The organism is Hymenobacter sublimis (genome assembly GCF_023101345.1).
GTDB lineage: Bacteria > Bacteroidota > Bacteroidia > Cytophagales > Hymenobacteraceae > Hymenobacter > Hymenobacter sublimis.
On the sequence record NZ_CP095848.1, the window covers coordinates 14,580 to 31,175 of the forward strand.

Sequence of the window (16,596 nt, forward strand, 5' to 3'; positions counted from 1 at the left end):
ACTGCCAACGGCTAGTTGGCCCTTCTCCCTTCCATGAAAGCACTGTTCCGCTCCATCTACGAACTCATCGGCGCCCCCCAGCCACCCGCCGATACCCCCGTGTACCGCGACGTCGTATTCCCTAACATTGGTCTGCTGAACATTGGTATTTCGCTGGCCCTAGTAGTTATCTTCTACTATGTCATCAACCGGATGATGGGGGTAGCCACCTTTAACAAGGGTCGGCATTGGGCTATTTTCCTAGTGCTCAATGCCCTGATTGCTTTCGGAATTGCTATTAGCCAGGCCCACGCCCAACAGGTTACGGACCATAGCTACATCTACTGGCTGGCTACCTGGAACGCCATCCTCGGCCTAATCTGGTTTTTCCTTTTCTCCTTGATTCTACGGAAGGGTTCTACCAACGCCAGCACGACACCTTTTTAAATTTAGAAGTGAGAATGGAGAGCCTAGAGCTTAGAATCGTTAGGATATCAGTCTAAATGTCCGAAAGACTCTCAGCTCTCAGCTCTCAGTTCTCAGCTCCTCCTTCCCAACATGGCTAAACTCTTTTTATTCGGTATTGGCGGCACGGGTTCGCGCGTGATTCGCTCGCTTACCATGCTGTTGGCCGCGGGCGTCGATCTGCCCAACTGCGACCGGGTAGTGCCCATCATCATCGACCCCGACGCCCACAACGGCGACATGAACCGCACGGTGCAGTTGCTGCAGAGCTACCAGCAGATTTACAAGCGCCTCGGTCCGCGGGAAGAAGGCTTCTTTAAAACCGATATCAGCACCCTGAGCGGCATTTCGCAGGATGTAAACGGCTCGGTGAAGGATACGTTCATCTTCGACTTCGGCGGCATCAACCAAAGTTTCCGGCAATACCTGAGCTATGACGGCCTATCGGTTGACTCCAAGGGCCTCGTGGATTTGCTCTTCACCCAGGACAACCTGGAAAGCCCCCTGACCATTGGCTTCCGCGGCTCCCCGAACGTAGGCAGTATTGTGCTGAATAAGCTGGTGGAAAGCCCCGAAATGCGGTTTTTTGCCGACAACTTCCAGGATGGCGACCGGGTGTTCTTTGTGTCGAGCATCTTCGGCGGGACGGGCGCGGCGGGCTTCCCGCTCATGCTCAAGAACCTGAAGGACACCAACACGCGCCTCAGCAACGCCCGTTACCTGCGCGACGCGCCTACCGGCGCCGTGACGGTGATGCCCTACTTCGCCCTCCAGAGCGAAGACAACGCCGTCATCGACTCCAACAACTTCCTGACGAAAACCAAGGCGGCGCTCAGCTACTACGAGCACAACCTCCAGGGCCTCGACGCGCTGTACTACCTCGCCGACACCCCTGATACGCCCTACGAAAACCAGCCCGGCGGCACCCAGCAGAAAAACAAAGCCCACGTAATCGAGCTGCTGGCGGCCCTGAGCATCGTGGACTTCATGCGCTACTCGCCCACGGAGTTGCGCACCGGCGGCCCGCACTTCCACGAGTACGGCTTGCAGGCCGATGCGCCAGAAATTCAGTTTAGCCACCTGCCCGATGAGTCGCGCGAAATCATTGCCAAGCAGCTCACGCAGTTTTTGTACTTCACGCGCTACCACAAGCAACACCTACCCACCGACAAAGCGCCCTACGCCGACAACCTGAAGCTGGACTACGCCATGCGCAACGAGCCCATCTTTCGGGAGTTGAACACCTTTCTGCACGGCCAAGACCTGGGCGCCGACCAGTGGCTAGTAGAACTGGCCCAAAACCGCCGTTCCTTCCGTCCCTTCGACCTGCAGACCGACGACTTCAACGCCATGATTCTGGGTAAACCCGTCGAAAAGAAGTGGAACGACTTCTTTAACAAAGGCCTCAGCCACAACTACCTCCTCGACAACCTCAACAAAACCGAGAAGTCCATCCAAGAACCCGACAGTTTCCGCAAGATGCTGGAGCTGTTCTATGAGGTGACTGACAAGGCGTTTGAGGAGAAGGTAAAGGTGGTGTGACCCCACCCCCGGCCCCCTCCCCGGTGGGGAGGGGCTTTAGTCTTAGTTTTCTAGTTGTAGTTTCTAGCAGTAAAACGCCCCGTACAACCTCCCATAGTCGTCTGGCACCCCCTCCCCACCGGTGAGGGGGCCGGGGGGTGGGGTCCCGATATGGCCAAAGTCCTTCGCTTACATAATAATGGCTCCCAGCAAGTTCAGGGCTGGCAGAAAACGGCGCCGGTAACGAGCACCGAAATCAATACCGTTACGGACCCGGCCGGGGGCAAGTCGCGCAACCTGGCCGTGAGCATCCCGACGCCCTTTGCGCGGATGCACCTGTTTGAAACGGCCTTCGATTTCCTGGCCCGCGAAGGGCAGCGCAACCCTGGCTCGGTGTATCACGAGCTGACGACGCACTTCTGGGACCTGCTGGAACTGCTCTATAACTACCACCTCTACACCCAAGCCGGCCGCAAAATCACGCTGCGGCGGTGGAATGCCGAGGCGGAAATCCGGCGGATGCGGCAGAGTGAGGGCACGCGCCTGCTGGGCGAAACCCTACAGCTCTACATGCAGGACGAGCGGTTCCGTGACTTCATCGACATGTACCTGGTGTACTATGAGTCGCCGGAATTGGCGGGTGGCACGCGCCTGCTGGGCGGTACTTCTCCGCTGACCATCCTGTTCACCGGCCCTGAGGTGCAGCCCCTGGATCTGGAGCGCCCCCAGGCCCGCGGCCACTACTTCGACAAGCAAACCGTGCTGCTCGAAGACCGGGACCCGCAGTTCCGGGAATTCGTGTACGAGCTGTTCCTGGCCTACCCGCAGCTGCAGCGCCGCGAGTTTGCCGGCAGCGTGTATGCGGGCCTCGACCGTAGCAAAATCAACCAGCTCCAGATGCAGGGCGACCGGAGCGCGCAGCAGTTCGCCAGCCGCTACCCCGCGCTGGTAGATGTGCATGGCAACTTGGTTAGCGTGAAAGGGGTGCCGCTGCCCGGCCGCGCCGACCAATCGGCTGTGACCAGTTCCGACCTGTTCATTCAGCCTACCCGGGAAGCTGTGGGTGGTCGGCCGCGCCCCCTGGTGCTGCGCCCGAACCTGACGATGCCCGGCGCGAACTACCTCAACGGTCAGCCCTGGGACGACCGCACGCCGGTGCCCTACCACGACGAAGTGGCCCTGGAAAACCGCGTGCTGCCCGGCAAAGGCTTCAAATACCCCTACCTCACCGTAGGCGACTTGCTGGAAGACTCGCTGGTAGAGCTGCCCTACGAGTTGAACACCCAGCGCTTCCACACCGGCAAAGTCACGTTCCAGTACGGCGCCGATGGGCAAGGGCGCGCGCGTTTTCCCTACCTGCTGCCGCTGAAGCAAGCCTTCTTCGAGTACTTTACGGAGAACGAGCTGGCCGAATTGCTCACCTTCACCATCGACCTCAGCCACGTGCGCGTGCAACTGCGGGTACCGGTGCAGGCGGGGCGCTTTATCACCTTCGAGCGCAGCTACTACACCAATCCACAGAACCCGAAGGATGCTCAAGGCCGCGAGATTCTGGAGAAGGGTCGCATTGTGAAAGCCACTGTGGGCGTGGGTGTATTCCCCTTCTACAAGGTGCGCTACCAGCCCGAGTACAACGACCTCTACAAGGTAATGCTGGTGGATGCCGACAACTCGCCCACCATGCTCAGCCGCCGTTACGACCTGCAGTTCTTTGTGAACGGGGAGCGAATCACGGAGCAGGGTGCCGCCCGCCGCGCCACGCGCTACGAGCGTACCCAGAAGAGCATGGCCACCGCCGGCAGCACCTACTACGAGGTGACCGGGACCCACTTCGACCTGGTAGAGCTGACCTGCCCGCCCGCTACTATCGGTGCTGAGCCGGCCCGGGGCCTGTTCGTACCGCGTTGGCGCGAGCTGGACCGTGGTACCCGACGCTTCACCTTCGCGGTAGACTTTGGTACCACCAACACCCACATTGCTTACGCCGATTCACCCACCGCTCACCCTCGCCCCCTGACCATTGGGGAGGCTGATGTGCAAGTGGAGTGGCTGCACGCGCCGGTAGCCGATGCCGGCCTGTCGGCCGCCCAGCGCTACCGCACCGGCGCCGGTCAGATCTGGACCTACATTGCTACCCTGCAAAACCGGGAGTTTGTGCCCTCCTTCGTTGGTGAAGGAGGCTCAGTGTATGAATTCCCGATCCGAACGGCGGTTTGCGAAACCACGTCGTTTGCCAACGAGCCCGCCAAGGTGCTCAGCAACATCAACATCGGCTTCAGCATCAACACCGAAAACGCTTCGGAGCTGCCCCAGAACCGCTTCATCACCAACCTGAAGTGGTCGGCGGAGCTGGACCCGCAGGGTGTTTCGCGCATTGAGGCCTTCTTCAAGGAAATCTTGCTGCTTCTCCGTCACAAGGCAGCCTTGCACGGCGGTATTCTGGAAGATACCCGCGTGGTGTGGTTTGCGCCGCTGAGCTTTGATGGGTTCCTGCGCAACCAGTTCCAGCAAGTCTGGGACGAGTCGTTCCAGCAGGTGTTCAAGGCCCGCCGCCCCACCATCTGCCTCACCGAATCGGTGGCCCCGTACTATTACCTCACCGCCACCAACCAGGTAGTGCCCAACCGCGACGAAAACGTGGTAAACATCGATATCGGCGGCGGCACCACCGACTTGCTGCTCTTCGCCGACCAGAAGCCCGCCTACAGCACCTCGTTCCGCTTCGCCGGCGACGACCTGTGGGGCGACGGTTACGCCCGCGTGCAGGGTGCGCCCAAGCAGAACGGCCTCTTGCGCCTCGGCGTGGGTCATGTGGAAAGCCTTCCCGACTATGAGCAAAACCAGGAGTACAAAGGCTACTTGCGCGCTGCACTCAGCAATACCGATTTTGGCTCCGCCGACGTGACCAGCCTGCTGTTCAAGTACGATGACGCGCTACGCTTTACCCAGGCCCTGGGCCTCGGCAAAGGCCGGCAGCTGCGGGTGCTGTTCTACCTGCACTACACCAGTATCATTTACCACACGGCGCAGCTGACCAAGCACCTCGGTCTAAAAACGCCGCGCTACCTCTGCTTCTCCGGCAAAGGCAGCCTCTACCTGCGCCTATTGGCCGGTGGCAGCTCTTTGGTCTCTATTGAGAAGATTACCAAAGCCATTTTCCACGCCGTAACCGGCACCGAGCCGCCCCATAACTTCCGCGTCATCTTGGCCGACAATCCCAAAGAAGCCACCACCAACGGCGGTGTACTGTTCGAGGAGAAAAGTAACACCTCCGACTACGACAGCATCAAGCCCGTGAAATACAGCGGCGCTGTAGAAGGCACCGAGCTAAACCAGCAGCGCCTTAAGCTCCCGCAGGTAGATGCTGCCCTGAAGGACCAAGTGTTGGAAAACGTGCGGCAGTATTTGACGCTCGTGCTCGAAGGCGACGAGGTAGCACCCTACCTGCGCGAAGTAGGCGTAGACGTGGACCGTCAGCGCGTGAAAGACATCCTGCAGCGCGAAATCGAGGATAGCTTAAGCCTAGGCCTGCACCAGTTCCAACGTCAGCTCTCCTCCGACGAAACCTTGCCGGAAACCCTGTTCTTCCTACCCCTGAAACAGGCCCTGTACAACCTGAGCCGCGAGTTACAAGCCTAATGATGTACAACCATTTTAAAGCTAAAGCCAGGAGCTAGTTCCCTTCTTGGAAAGGAGGGACTAGGGGTGGTTGACCGAAGTGTTGAACGAGCACTAGAGCTAACTCTAAAAACTGTTCTACCCTCATCAACCACCTCCAACCCCTCCTTTCTAAGGGAGGAACTAGCTCCTAGCTCTAACTTTTCCAGACCTACCCAACACCCTATGACCCTTTCCCGTCGCGCTGCTTCTTTGCTTACCGGCCTACTGCTTCTGGCGGCGGGCAGCCACGCTCAAACGCCTCTCGGTCAGCCTACGCTGGATGAGCAGAAGGTGCAGATTTGGTGCGCTACGGCCAAGTTTGTGTACGAGGATACTGGCCGGCCCAACCTCAAGGGTAGTCTGCGTTGTGGAGGTTCTTTAAAGGAGTTTGAGAATAGCATCAAGGCCGACAGCCAGCGGGTGTACTCGGCGCTGTATCAGCCCTTGGAGGCGCGCGGAACCATGTACAAGGGCCTGGGCTCCAACTCGTCTCGCCTGCAGAAGCTAACCACGGAAATCATCAACCGGCTAAAGTCGTCGCCGGCTCGCCGGGCCAGCCCGGCCCGCATGCAGAACGTGGCGACCCTAGAAACGGCGCTGAACGGCTACGTGCAGAACGGTACGCCCATCGGTGAGCTGGCTCCCTCCGAAGCCGCTGCTGCCGAAACAGTTGATACCACTGCCACCACCGACGAAACCACCGCCGCCGCTACGCCCGGTGATGCTGGCTTAGCGGAAGCTGGAGTAGCTACTCCCGCGGCTCAAACAAGCAGCGGAGCAGGGGAAAGCCTTATGAACAAGCTTTTCGGGCCCTTGGCACTCATCCTTTCGCTGCTCAGCTTGGTGCTTTACGCCTTGATGCGCAAAAACATCGGGGCGTTTCAAAAGGAGCTTAGCGCCCGCATCGACAAGCGCCGCGACGAGATACTGGCCCTGCAAAGTGCCCCGGCAGGTAGTGGAGCCCGATCTGCTGGGACACCAGCCGCCGACCGGCTGACACCAGCCCAACTGCGCGAAGTGGAGAAGCTAGTGCAGCAGCGCGTGGAGGAGGAAATGAAAAAGCTACGAGGACAAGCGCCCGCCGTTGCCACAGCTGCTGCCGTGGCAACGCCTTCCCAGCCAGACAACACCAGCGCACCTGCTCCGGCGCCAGCGCCGCTACCACAGCCTGCGGCGCCAGTTGCTGCGCAAGTGGCGGCCGTGTACTCCGCTCCGGCCCAGCCCACGGAATTATCGGCGGTACCGCCCCTGACACCTGCCGGGCCGCCCTCCGCCTCTCCGCAGGATGAATTTGACAGCTTGGTTCCGCCGGTGCAGCTGCCCGCGCCCCCGGTTCCGGCGGCTGCCCTACCCCAAACGCGCTACGTGAAGGTGCCTGTCAACGGTGCTTTTAGCGAGTATGACTTCAGCGACGAGCCCCAGCACGACAGCATCTACGAGATTCATCTGGATCCGCAGTGGCCCGAGCTGGCTACCTTCAGCGTAACTTCTAACTCGGCGGTGCACGCCTACGCCATTCAGAGTGCGCAGTACTCCTTGCGCGAAGCCTGTAAGTATCAGCAGCCTACTGGCCCGGTTACCCGCATCATAACGGAAGAAGAGGGTGTGCTGCGCAAAGTGGCCGGCACCTGGCAGATTGAGCAGAAGGCGGCTATTCGATTCGAGTAAATCATGCAGGCTACGGCACACTGCGTTAGGTGTCGTAGCCGCATTTCTCTTTATTGTATAGGTAAGCAACGGCTGACGCATGCTGTCCGCTCTACCGCTTAAGGAACTGCGCCGGGCCGCTTCGGCTGTTTCCCTTGCAGACCAGTTCATTGTTAAGTGCCTGTGTACTATGCGCAGCCCTTAAAACACTGCCGGCCGCCGGATTCGATGAAGAATCCGGCGGCCGGCAGTGTGTTGTCGGTAGCCCTTAGAGCTTAAGACCCACCGAGGCAAACCAGGTACGACCGTCGGCTGGCAGCAGGCCGGGGCCGGGGTAACCGCCTGAGCGACGGGTGAAATAATTCTTGTCGAACACGTTATTGACGCCACCACGTAGGGTAAAGCGCTTGGCAAAGCGGTACGTAGCCGACACATCGGTGACAGAGTAGCCGGGCACGCGGCCGGTGGTAGCGGCAGCATTGGGCGCCACTGTGTTGTTGGCGTCGGTATATACCTGAGCCACGCGCGTGAGTTGGGCCGTAGTCGAGAATGTCTTATAGGCAAACGTGGCCCCCACGCGGTGGGTGTATTTTGGGGCATATTCCACGCGGTTATTCTTCAGGTCGCCCTCTTGAATGTTGCCGGCCGTTAGGGTAGTGGTACGCAGCTGCGTGTAGCGCGCATCCAGCACCGCCGACGACACAAACACATCGAGGCGGGGCAACTGGAAGTTGCGCGTCAGGGCGTGAATCAGGTTCAGCTCCAGGTAGGCTTCTACGCCCTTGTGCACGCTCGTGCCAATGTTGGTCCGGAACTGCTGGGTCTGACCAGCTGCCCCACCCGGCACGGGCCGCCGCAGGGTGCCAATTCGGTCGTTGTAGTGCAGCCAAAAGGCATCTACGTCGAAGGTAAGCACGTCCGCCCAGGTTCCGCGGTAGCCCAGCTCGGCGTTGTAGCCGGTGGCGTCACGCAAGTTTGGGTCGATAACGTCGGAGGTAGCGGGTGGGGTTAGGTCGCCGAAGGTTACTGGGCGGAAGGCCCGCGAGTAGTTGGCGTACAGGTTGGTTTGGTCGGTGAGGCGGTATTCGGCCCCGGCTCCGTAAAGCAGCACCTTGCGGCGCGAGTCCTGCGTTAGGCGGTTTTCCGAGCCATCGGCGTTCAGACTCAGGTAGCCCCGGCCATCGTTGTCAATCACTTCTAGGCGTAGGCCGGGCGTCAGGGTGAGGCGCGAGCCCACGCGGAAAATGTTTTCCACGAAGGCGGCGTAGTTGCGGGTGCGGAAGTCCAGCTCCCGACCAAAACGCGGGGCTTGCAGGTCCAGGTTGAAGTTGCGGCCGGTGTCGCCCTTGCCTAGCTGGCGGCGGGTAAGGTAGGCGCCGGCCCCGCGCAGGCCCGCCGCCAGCGTGTGCTGCTGGCCCAGCAGGCCGTAGTCGGTGAGCAGGCGCAGCTCCGCGCCCAGGTTGCGGTACCGGTCACGGTCAATCTGACGGTTGGCCGGCTGGCCGGTGGCGGGGTTTACCGCGTCGGGCTGGTTCACGCCCACGCTGCTGGCTAGCCCAATGGAATTCCGCTCACCCAATAGCCCAAAAGTTTTCAGGCTCAAGCGGGTGCGGTCGGAAAACTGGTAGTCGGCCGTGAAGGCCGGGATGGTCCAGGGGGTGCTGAACCAGTTGCGGGCGCGGCTGCTGCGGCGCACGTTGTCCTGGTAAAACTGCGCGTCGGTAAGGCCGCCCGGCTGCTGAATCACGTAGTACAGATGGCTGATTTCGGCTCCGAGACGCAGTTTATCGGTAGCCTGTAGCGTCACGTTGGCGTGGGCATTGCGGATGTTGAACTCCGAGTTGTCGCGCCAGCCGCCGCCCACGCGCTGCTGGTAGTAACCGAAGTAGCTAACCTTGCCCACGGTGCCGCCCAGCGAGTTATAGGTACTCACCAGGCCGTTGTTGCCCACCGAGTTGCTGGTTTCAAACTCGACTTTTTTGTCGCGGGGGCCGCGCTTGAGCTCGTAATTCAGCAGACCGCCAAACTGCGGCCCGTACTGCAACGAGCCCCCACCCCGGATAATCTGAATACGCTCCACGGCTTCCAGCGGCGGGTTGTAGTAGGCCTCGGGGTAGCCGAAGGGGTCGGAACTAATATCGTAGCCGTTCTGGCGGGTGTTGAACTCCCACGAGCGGTTGGGCGAGAGGCCGCGCGTGGCCACGTTAATTTGCTGGCCCGAGCCGTCGCTTTCCCATACCGTTATGCCGGGCACTTTAGCAAACACTTGGCGGCTGCTATTCACTACCAAGTTAGCGTCGAGCTTGCTGAGCTGCACCACTTCATTCTTCTTGCCTGCCGTCACCGTGGTGCCATCCACCTCCGGCGCATAGCGCGTGGCTTTGGCGGCCACTGTCACCCCCGCTAATTCACGTACGGCTTCCTCAATGGTAAGCTGCAGGGTTTGGGCTTGGCTGTTTTGTAGGGTGGTTGTTTGCGTTACCGGCTTGATGCTCAGGCCCGTGACGGTAACGGTGACTTCGCCGGCGGGCAGACCATAGAGGCGAAATTCGCCGCGCGCGTCGGTCAGGGCCGAGCGGTCAGCTACGCTCACCAACACGCCTTCTACCGGCTGCCCGGTGCGGTCGAGCACGGTACCAGTGAGGGTGGCGCCCCGGCCGGTTTCAAGGCTAGCCGCATTGGGCGAGACGTAAGCGCTGGCTGGGGCCGGCACCAGGGCCGGGGCCGTAACTGCCAGCGTAGTGCAAAGTAAGAGTGTAGGGGTGGGAAACATAGGGTGGGTGGTACGGTTCAGCTTGGGTGGTTGTGGCCGCAAAAGTATAATTAAATGGATTAATTCTAAATAGTTATTTAGAATTAATCGTAATAAATAAGTAGTCTGCCACCCTGGCGTTTAACAACTACCGAATTGCGCCCCTGACTACCTTGCAAGCGGCTGGCTAGGGAGGGGGACAGGTCACACTACCAATTGCAGCACACCCTACCACATGCTCTGGGTCTACCTCAGTACTTCGTTTCTGGAATCAGTGAAATGAGCCCTAGACTAAGACCGGCTGCTGAACGGCAAAGCCGAAATACCGTTATTTACACGCTATGCTTGAAATCATTCTCGAAGTAGCCGTGGTAGCGGTGGTGGTAGGCCTGCAGATTCGCACGTTTCTGCGGACGCGGGCCAACGCCTTGCGGCTGGCTCAGCTGTACCCGCCCAAGGAGGCCCTGCGCGTCGACCACCGCATTGTGCTGCCCGATGGCCGCGACTTGCCCGATTACGCCGCCGATGCGCCCCCGGAATCCTTTACTTCTAGCCTTATCAAGGCCGAAAACGCCTCGCCTGAGTTTCAGGCTATCCTCCTCGATACCAACGACTATCTGCGTCACAACAAAGGCGCCGCCGCTGATTTCGGGATTCTGAAAGACATTTCGGAGCGGCAAAGCGAGGTGCTGGACAATGAGGTGCAAGCCGACGTGGCCACGCCGCTCTACCTAGGGCTGCTAGGCACGTTTCTGGGCGTAATCCTGGGTTTGGTGGGCATTGCCCGCAATGGCGTATCCGACGAAAACGCGCTGACACCCTTCCTGACTGGGGTACTCATTGCTATGACGGGCTCCTTCGTGGGTTTGCTCCTGACGCTGCTGGGCAACGGGGTGCTGCGCCAGGCCCGCCACCAGCTCGACCGGCTCCAGAACCAGTACTACACCTTCCTGCAGGCCCGCTTGCTACCCGTACTGCACGCCGATATGGCCAGCTCCCTGACCAACCTGAAGTCGGTGCTGGATGCCTTTAACCAGCAGTTTGTAGGGCAGGTAGAGCTGTTCAATCCGCTCATGGACAAGGTTACCCAGAACATTCGAGTGCAGAGCGACTTTCTGGAACGGCTCGATACCATTGGCTACGATAAAATGGCGGCGGCCAACATCCTGGTGTTTGAGAAGGTGCGCGAGTCGGCGGAGATGTTTGCCGCCTTCACGGGCTACCAGCAGCGGCTCAACGAGATGCTCCAGAATGGCTACCAGTCGGCGCAAAGCGTGAACAGCATTCTGGACCGCTTGCGCGGCTTCGAGAAAGGTATCAACGACCTAGGTCAGTATATCGGCGGCAATAACAACTCGGTGCAGCTCATGCTGGATTTCTTCCAGAAACACCAAGTGGAGTTGCGCAACCTTAAGGACCGCGCCGAGCAGCACATCGACCAGGCCGGTGTTTCCCTGGCCGACATTATGACCCAGCGCCAGGCCCAAAACGAGCGGCAGGCCCAGTTGGCTTACGAGAAGTGGCAGCAGTACTTCGACAAGCTCAACGCCGACAACATCTTCGAGAAGCTGCTGAAACAGCTGGAGCCCTTCCAAAACCTCAACACCCAGCAAGCTGACCTCAGCCGCGACGTCACGGCCACCCAGCGCGAACTACTGCGCAAAATCGAGCTGGACTCCCAGATTCAAGCCAAGCTACTCTCTGAACTGTCCAACCTAAATACCGTGTTGGTAAAAGCTACCTCCAAAAACCGTTTCCAGCGGTTTATGGATAAGCTGTTCGGAGGCGTTCGGCCACAGTAACCAATATTCGTTTGTCATCCTGAGCATTCCGCGCATCAAGCGGCGACGAAGGACCTTATCACGTCTGAGTTACCACCAAGCGGTTTCGTCCACGCGTAACAAGGTCCTTCGCTCAGCTCAGGATGACAGTTTTGTAAAAAATGAACAACTCCACTTCCAACAAACGCCAAAGCAACGACTTCTTCTGGCCCAGCTACGTGGACCTGATGACGTCCTTGTTTGTGGTGATGCTGGTGCTGTTCGTGTACAGCTTCAAGCTGTTCAAGGACCGGGAAGGGGAGCTGAAGCAGGCCAACGGCGAGCTAAAAGTGCGGGCTGCCGAGCTGGAGCAGATTACTAAAATCCGCCGCTCCTTGCAACAATTGGAGGGCCGCTACTTCCGCTACGACCCCACCAACGAGCGGCACGAGCTGTTGGTACCGGTGCAGTTCAAGGCCGGCCGCGACGAAATTCAGGAGGCCTATAAACCAGCTTTGTTGCAAGCTGGTCGGCGCCTGCGTACCGTGCTGAAAAACATCAAAACCGACCAGCCCGTGCGCTACCTCGTGATTGTGGAAGGCATGGCCGCGCGCTACCCCCAGGGCGACCCACGCAACCGGCTGGAAGAACAGAATACCTATCAGCTCAGCTACCGCCGCGCCCTCAACCTGCTCAACCTCTGGAAGCAGAACGGGCTGAACTTTGGGCAAGACAAGGGGATTGAGCTGATTATTGGGGGTAGTGGCTTTTATGGTACCGGCCGCTACAGTGGCCGCCGCGAGGGCGACAACAAACGCTTTCTGATTCAGGTGATTCCGAAAATCGGGCGGATTCAGTAGGAGTAAACCGGTGGGGGAGGGAAGGCTGGCCCCCGACAGAACTATGGGCCTGAGCAGGCTAGGTACCTGGTCTGTGGTTATCTTGGGGCTCTCCCACGCTATTTCTGCATGCAAAAACTTACGATTTCCGTACTAGCTCTGGCAGCGCTGGCTTCGTGCCGCTCTAGCCAGTCTGGTGCTCCGGGAGCCGGCGCTGCTACCTCGGCGGCCGCGGCCAAAGGAGCCGTCACCTCATCTTCCTCTGCTGTGCAATACCCGCAAACCAAGCAAATAGACCACAAAGACGATTACTTCGGTACCACCGTAGCCGATCCGTACCGCTGGCTTGAAGACCTCGACTCGCCGGAAACCAAGGCCTGGGTAGAGGCGCAAAATAAGGTCACGTTCGGCTACTTGGAGCAGATTCCGTTCCGCGACAAAATCCGGGAGCGGCTCACCAAAATCTGGAATTACGAGCGGTTTGGGGTGCCCGAGGAAGAAGGCGGCCAGCTCTACTTCAGCAAAAACGACGGCCTTCAGAACCAGGCCGTACTCTACGTGCAGCAGAATGGCCAGGAAGGCCAGCCCGACGTGCTGCTCGACCCCAACAAGTTCTCCCAGGACGGCACTACCGCCCTGGCCGGCACTTACTTCTCCACCGACCACCGCTACCTGGCCTACGCTACCTCCGGGGGTGGCTCCGACTGGCAGAAAATCAAGGTGTTGGACCTGAAAACCCGCCAGCCTCTCCCCGATGAACTGCAGTGGGTGAAAGTGTCCGGGGCGGCTTGGTACAAGGATGGGTTCTTCTACAGCCGCTATGATGCGCCGAAGAAGGGTGAAAACCAGCTTTCGGGCAAAAACGAGTTTCACAAGGTCTACTACCACCAGCTCGGCAAGCCCCAGAGCACCGATAAGCTGGTGTACGAAAATCCCAAGATGCCCCTGGGCTTCCGCACCGTGGGCACCACCGAGGACGAGCGGTTCCTGGTGCTTTACCTCACCGACGGCAAAGCTGACGGCAACCGCCTTTCCGTACGGGACCTGACCGACCCCAAACAGGCCAACGCCTTCACGCCCCTCATCAGCAGCTACGAGTACAACAACTCGGTAGTAGGCAACGTGGGCGGGCAACTGCTGGTGTACACCAACTACAAGGCCCCGCGCTACCGCGTCGTACTCATTGACCCCAAAAAGCCCCAGGAAGCCAACTGGAAAGAGGTGCTGCCCGAAACCGAGAACAAGCTGGAGGGCGTGGACCAGGTAGGCGGCTACTTGGTAGCTTCCTACCTCAAGGATGCCAGCTCCCTTGTGAAAGTGTACACGGAGAAGGGCGAATTCAAGCACGATGTGGCCCTGCCGGCCATTGGCACGGCCGCGGGTTTCGGGGGGCGACGCACCTCCAAAACGGTGTACTACGCCTTCACTTCGTTTACCTACCCCACTACCATTTACAAGTACGACTTGGCCACGAACACCAGCACGGTGTTCCGCGCGCCTACCGTAGATGTGAAGCCCGAGGATTACGTAACTACTCAGGTGTTCTACAAGAGCAAGGACGGCACGAAGGTGCCCATGTTCATCACCCACAAAAAAGGCGTGAAGCTCGACGGCCAAAACCCGACCTACCTCTACGCTTACGGGGGCTTCAACATCTCACTTACGCCGAGTTTCAGCGTGGCCCGCATGCTGTGGCTGGAAAACGGTGGGGTGCTGGCTATTCCGAACCTGCGGGGTGGGGGCGAGTACGGCGAGGCCTGGCACCAAGCCGGCATGACGCCCAACAAGCAGAACGTATTCGACGACTTTATTGCCGCCGCCGAGTACCTAAAAGTAACCGGCTACACCAGCACCGAAAAGCTAGCTATGGCCGGTGGCTCCAACGGCGGCCTGCTGGTGGGTGCTACCATGACCCAGCGCCCCGACCTCTGCGGTGTGGCCTTCCCGGCCGTGGGCGTGATGGATATGCTACGCTATCAGAAGTTTACCATCGGCTGGAACTGGGCCCCGGAATATGGCACCTCCGATAACTACGCGCAGTTCCAGAACCTCTACCGCTTTTCGCCCCTGCACACCCTCAAGCCCGGCACCAGCTACCCCGCTACCCTCATCACCACCGCCGACCACGACGACCGGGTAGTGCCGGCTCACTCCTTTAAGTTTGCCGCCGCTTTGCAGGCTGCCAACGAAGGTTCGCGCCCCCAACTCATTCGCGTTGACGTGAATGCGGGCCACGGCGCCGGTAAGAGCACCAAACTCCAAATTGAAGAATGGGCTGATATCTGGGCCTTTGCTTACCAGAATATGGGAGTGAAGCCCTATAAAAAATAAGCTGCTAGTAGCGGATTATTACGTGCCAGCAGATACTAAGGGCGGGGCGGCAGGTAGCAGGCCCTACCGTTTCCTGACACTTGATGACCGCCCGCTGGCACCAGTTCAGTAGCAACTATTCCACACGCCAACTATCTACTGGCAACTCATTTGCCGTATCTTCGCGGCCGCAACTCCCGTACTTGCCTCTGTTCTTTTGCTTTCAGATATGAAAAAAACGTTCCTGTTCGGTCTGCTGGCCGGTTCGCTGATGCTGTCCGCTACTTCCTGCAAAAACCCCGATATCAAATCGGATGAAGACGTAGCCACCACGCCACTGCCTCCTATTCCGGCCGCTCCCGACACTACGGGTGGTAAAACGCCTTCTGCTAACGAGGCTACCCGCGAAATCAACGCGGTAAATGCCACCGAGGACATCAAGAAAATGCAGCCCACCATGTAAGCACTGCCGCTTCGGCTGTGCTACTCGTGCAACGCCCCTCCGCCACCCGCGGAAGGGCGTTGCCATTTGCAGCTGCACGATACGGCTGCCCGTGCTACCTTGGCTGGCAGCTTTCCTTCTTACCTTTCTTCCGATGTCGACGCTTACAATCCGCCGCGGCCAAGAGGCCGATTTGCCCCAAGTACTGGCCCTGATTCAGGAACTAGCCGAGTATGAGCGCGCCCCGCACGAAGTCACTAACACGCTAGCCGACATGCAGCGCGACGGCTTCGGCCCCGAGCCTATTTTCAAGTTCTTCGTGGCCGAGCAACCCGACGGCCGCATCATCGGCATAGCCCTGTACTACACGGCCTACTCTACCTGGAAAGGCCGCATGCTTTACCTCGAAGACCTGGTTGTGACGGAAGAGCTGCGCGGTACCGGCATCGGCAAGCGCCTCTTTGACGCCGTGGTAGCCGAAGCCCGCCACACCGGCGCCCACCGCATGAAGTGGCAGGTGCTAGAATGGAATGAGCCCGCCATTGGCTTCTACCAGAAAATCGGGGCCAACCTTGACCCTGAATGGCACAACGGCAACCTCACTGCCGAACAAATCCACGCCTACCCCGCGGAGGTGGTGAACTAGTGAACTAGTGAGGTGGTGACATGGTGAGTTTTCGTTCTGTTGGCCTCGCCAGGCGGCATGTCAGTAGGATGCATAATGAGTAAAAGAACAAAGCCCCCGCGGGGCGACACTAGCCATTGAACGGCTGGTGGTCATCCCGCGGAGGGCTTTGCTTGTTTGGGTGGCGGTTGCGCTACTGGTATGCTAGCCCACTAGGGCTAGCATTAGGCTAGGTAAACATAAAACTCACTATGTCACCACCTCACTAGTTCACTACTTAGTCTACTACCTCAAGCATGGTGCGGAAGGAGGCGTAGCGGCCGCCGAAGTGTTTCTCAATTTCGTTGCGCAGGGCAGGAGCAGCTAGTTGCTGATACTCTTCGAGTTGCTCCAAGCTTACGCAGTAATATTGGGCGGCGTAGGTAATGCCGTTGTCTTCTTCATTGAGAAGGCGGCAGAGCTGGCTTTTCAAGAAAAAGCCCGTTGCCATTACGTCAGGCATGTGCGTATCCCGCATATACGCCACCCACTGGTCGGCAATTTCCGGGTCGAGGCTGGTCGTAACGTTGTAAAGAATCATGAGAGTTAGGGCTTGA

General features: G+C 59.1%; 11 protein-coding genes. 9 read left to right on the forward strand and 2 right to left on the reverse strand.

All coding sequences use genetic code 11. The features are described 5' to 3' along the window. Window positions 1-33: 33 nt before the first annotated feature. From MWH26_RS00070 to MWH26_RS00085, 4 genes are all read left to right on the forward strand, one after another. Window positions 34-426 (forward strand): hypothetical protein, encoded by a 393-nt coding sequence (locus MWH26_RS00070; protein WP_244694535.1) that lies wholly within the window; start codon window positions 34-36, stop codon window positions 424-426. Between the two features lie 111 nt (window positions 427-537). Next, window positions 538-1,986, forward strand: coding sequence for a hypothetical protein (locus MWH26_RS00075; RefSeq protein ID WP_244694536.1), 1,449 nt, complete (start codon window positions 538-540; stop codon window positions 1,984-1,986). 150 nt (window positions 1,987-2,136) lie between these two features. Beyond that, the gene (locus tag MWH26_RS00080) at window positions 2,137-5,604 is read left to right on the forward strand and encodes a hypothetical protein (RefSeq protein WP_247975559.1); all 3,468 of its coding nucleotides are present in this window, start codon (window positions 2,137-2,139) and stop codon (window positions 5,602-5,604) included. A 204-nt stretch (window positions 5,605-5,808) separates the two neighbouring features. Further along, window positions 5,809-7,293: a hypothetical protein gene (locus MWH26_RS00085; RefSeq protein WP_247975560.1), complete on the forward strand. Its 1,485-nt coding sequence runs from the start codon at window positions 5,809-5,811 to the stop codon at window positions 7,291-7,293. 247 nt (window positions 7,294-7,540) lie between these two features. On the opposite strand, the gene MWH26_RS00090 is transcribed toward MWH26_RS00085, so the two are convergent. Continuing rightward, window positions 7,541-10,045 (reverse strand): TonB-dependent receptor, encoded by a 2,505-nt coding sequence (locus tag MWH26_RS00090; RefSeq protein WP_247975561.1) that lies wholly within the window; start codon window positions 10,043-10,045, stop codon window positions 7,541-7,543. A gap of 320 nt (window positions 10,046-10,365) precedes the next feature. On the opposite strand from MWH26_RS00090, the gene MWH26_RS00095 reads away from it, so the two are divergent. From MWH26_RS00095 to MWH26_RS00115, 5 genes are all read left to right on the forward strand, one after another. Beyond that, a complete protein-coding gene (locus MWH26_RS00095; protein ID WP_244694540.1) occupies window positions 10,366-11,826 on the forward strand; it encodes a hypothetical protein in 1,461 nt (486 codons plus the stop codon). Between the two features lie 140 nt (window positions 11,827-11,966). Further along, complete coding sequence (locus tag MWH26_RS00100; RefSeq protein WP_247975562.1) at window positions 11,967-12,644, forward strand: hypothetical protein; 678 nt, start codon at window positions 11,967-11,969, stop codon at window positions 12,642-12,644. A gap of 108 nt (window positions 12,645-12,752) precedes the next feature. Then, window positions 12,753-14,954, forward strand: a complete 2,202-nt coding sequence (locus MWH26_RS00105; RefSeq protein ID WP_247975563.1) for a prolyl oligopeptidase family serine peptidase — start codon at window positions 12,753-12,755, stop codon at window positions 14,952-14,954. Between the two features lie 208 nt (window positions 14,955-15,162). Then, complete coding sequence (locus MWH26_RS00110) at window positions 15,163-15,396, forward strand: hypothetical protein (RefSeq protein WP_244694542.1); 234 nt, start codon at window positions 15,163-15,165, stop codon at window positions 15,394-15,396. A gap of 133 nt (window positions 15,397-15,529) precedes the next feature. Further along, on the forward strand, window positions 15,530-16,021 hold the full coding sequence (locus tag MWH26_RS00115; protein WP_247975564.1) for a GNAT family N-acetyltransferase: 492 nt from the start codon (window positions 15,530-15,532) through the stop codon (window positions 16,019-16,021). A 256-nt stretch (window positions 16,022-16,277) separates the two neighbouring features. Here the strand turns inward: MWH26_RS00115 and MWH26_RS00120 are convergent, their stop codons facing one another. Further along, a complete protein-coding gene (locus MWH26_RS00120; RefSeq protein WP_244694543.1) occupies window positions 16,278-16,580 on the reverse strand; it encodes a DUF4286 family protein in 303 nt (100 codons plus the stop codon). Between the last annotated feature and the right edge of the window lie 16 nt (window positions 16,581-16,596).

Coding starts and splice junctions, on each gene's coding strand:
- MWH26_RS00070 (WP_244694535.1), top strand. CDS start 34: ATGAAAGCACTGTTCCGCTCCATCTACGAACTCATCGGCGCCCCCCAG.
- MWH26_RS00075 (WP_244694536.1), top strand. CDS start 538: ATGGCTAAACTCTTTTTATTCGGTATTGGCGGCACGGGTTCGCGCGTG.
- MWH26_RS00080 (WP_247975559.1), top strand. CDS start 2,137: ATGGCCAAAGTCCTTCGCTTACATAATAATGGCTCCCAGCAAGTTCAG.
- MWH26_RS00085 (WP_247975560.1), top strand. CDS start 5,809: ATGACCCTTTCCCGTCGCGCTGCTTCTTTGCTTACCGGCCTACTGCTT.
- MWH26_RS00090 (WP_247975561.1), bottom strand. CDS start 10,045: ATGTTTCCCACCCCTACACTCTTACTTTGCACTACGCTGGCAGTTACG.
- MWH26_RS00095 (WP_244694540.1), top strand. CDS start 10,366: ATGCTTGAAATCATTCTCGAAGTAGCCGTGGTAGCGGTGGTGGTAGGC.
- MWH26_RS00100 (WP_247975562.1), top strand. CDS start 11,967: ATGAACAACTCCACTTCCAACAAACGCCAAAGCAACGACTTCTTCTGG.
- MWH26_RS00105 (WP_247975563.1), top strand. CDS start 12,753: ATGCAAAAACTTACGATTTCCGTACTAGCTCTGGCAGCGCTGGCTTCG.
- MWH26_RS00110 (WP_244694542.1), top strand. CDS start 15,163: ATGAAAAAAACGTTCCTGTTCGGTCTGCTGGCCGGTTCGCTGATGCTG.
- MWH26_RS00115 (WP_247975564.1), top strand. CDS start 15,530: ATGTCGACGCTTACAATCCGCCGCGGCCAAGAGGCCGATTTGCCCCAA.
- MWH26_RS00120 (WP_244694543.1), bottom strand. CDS start 16,580: ATGATTCTTTACAACGTTACGACCAGCCTCGACCCGGAAATTGCCGAC.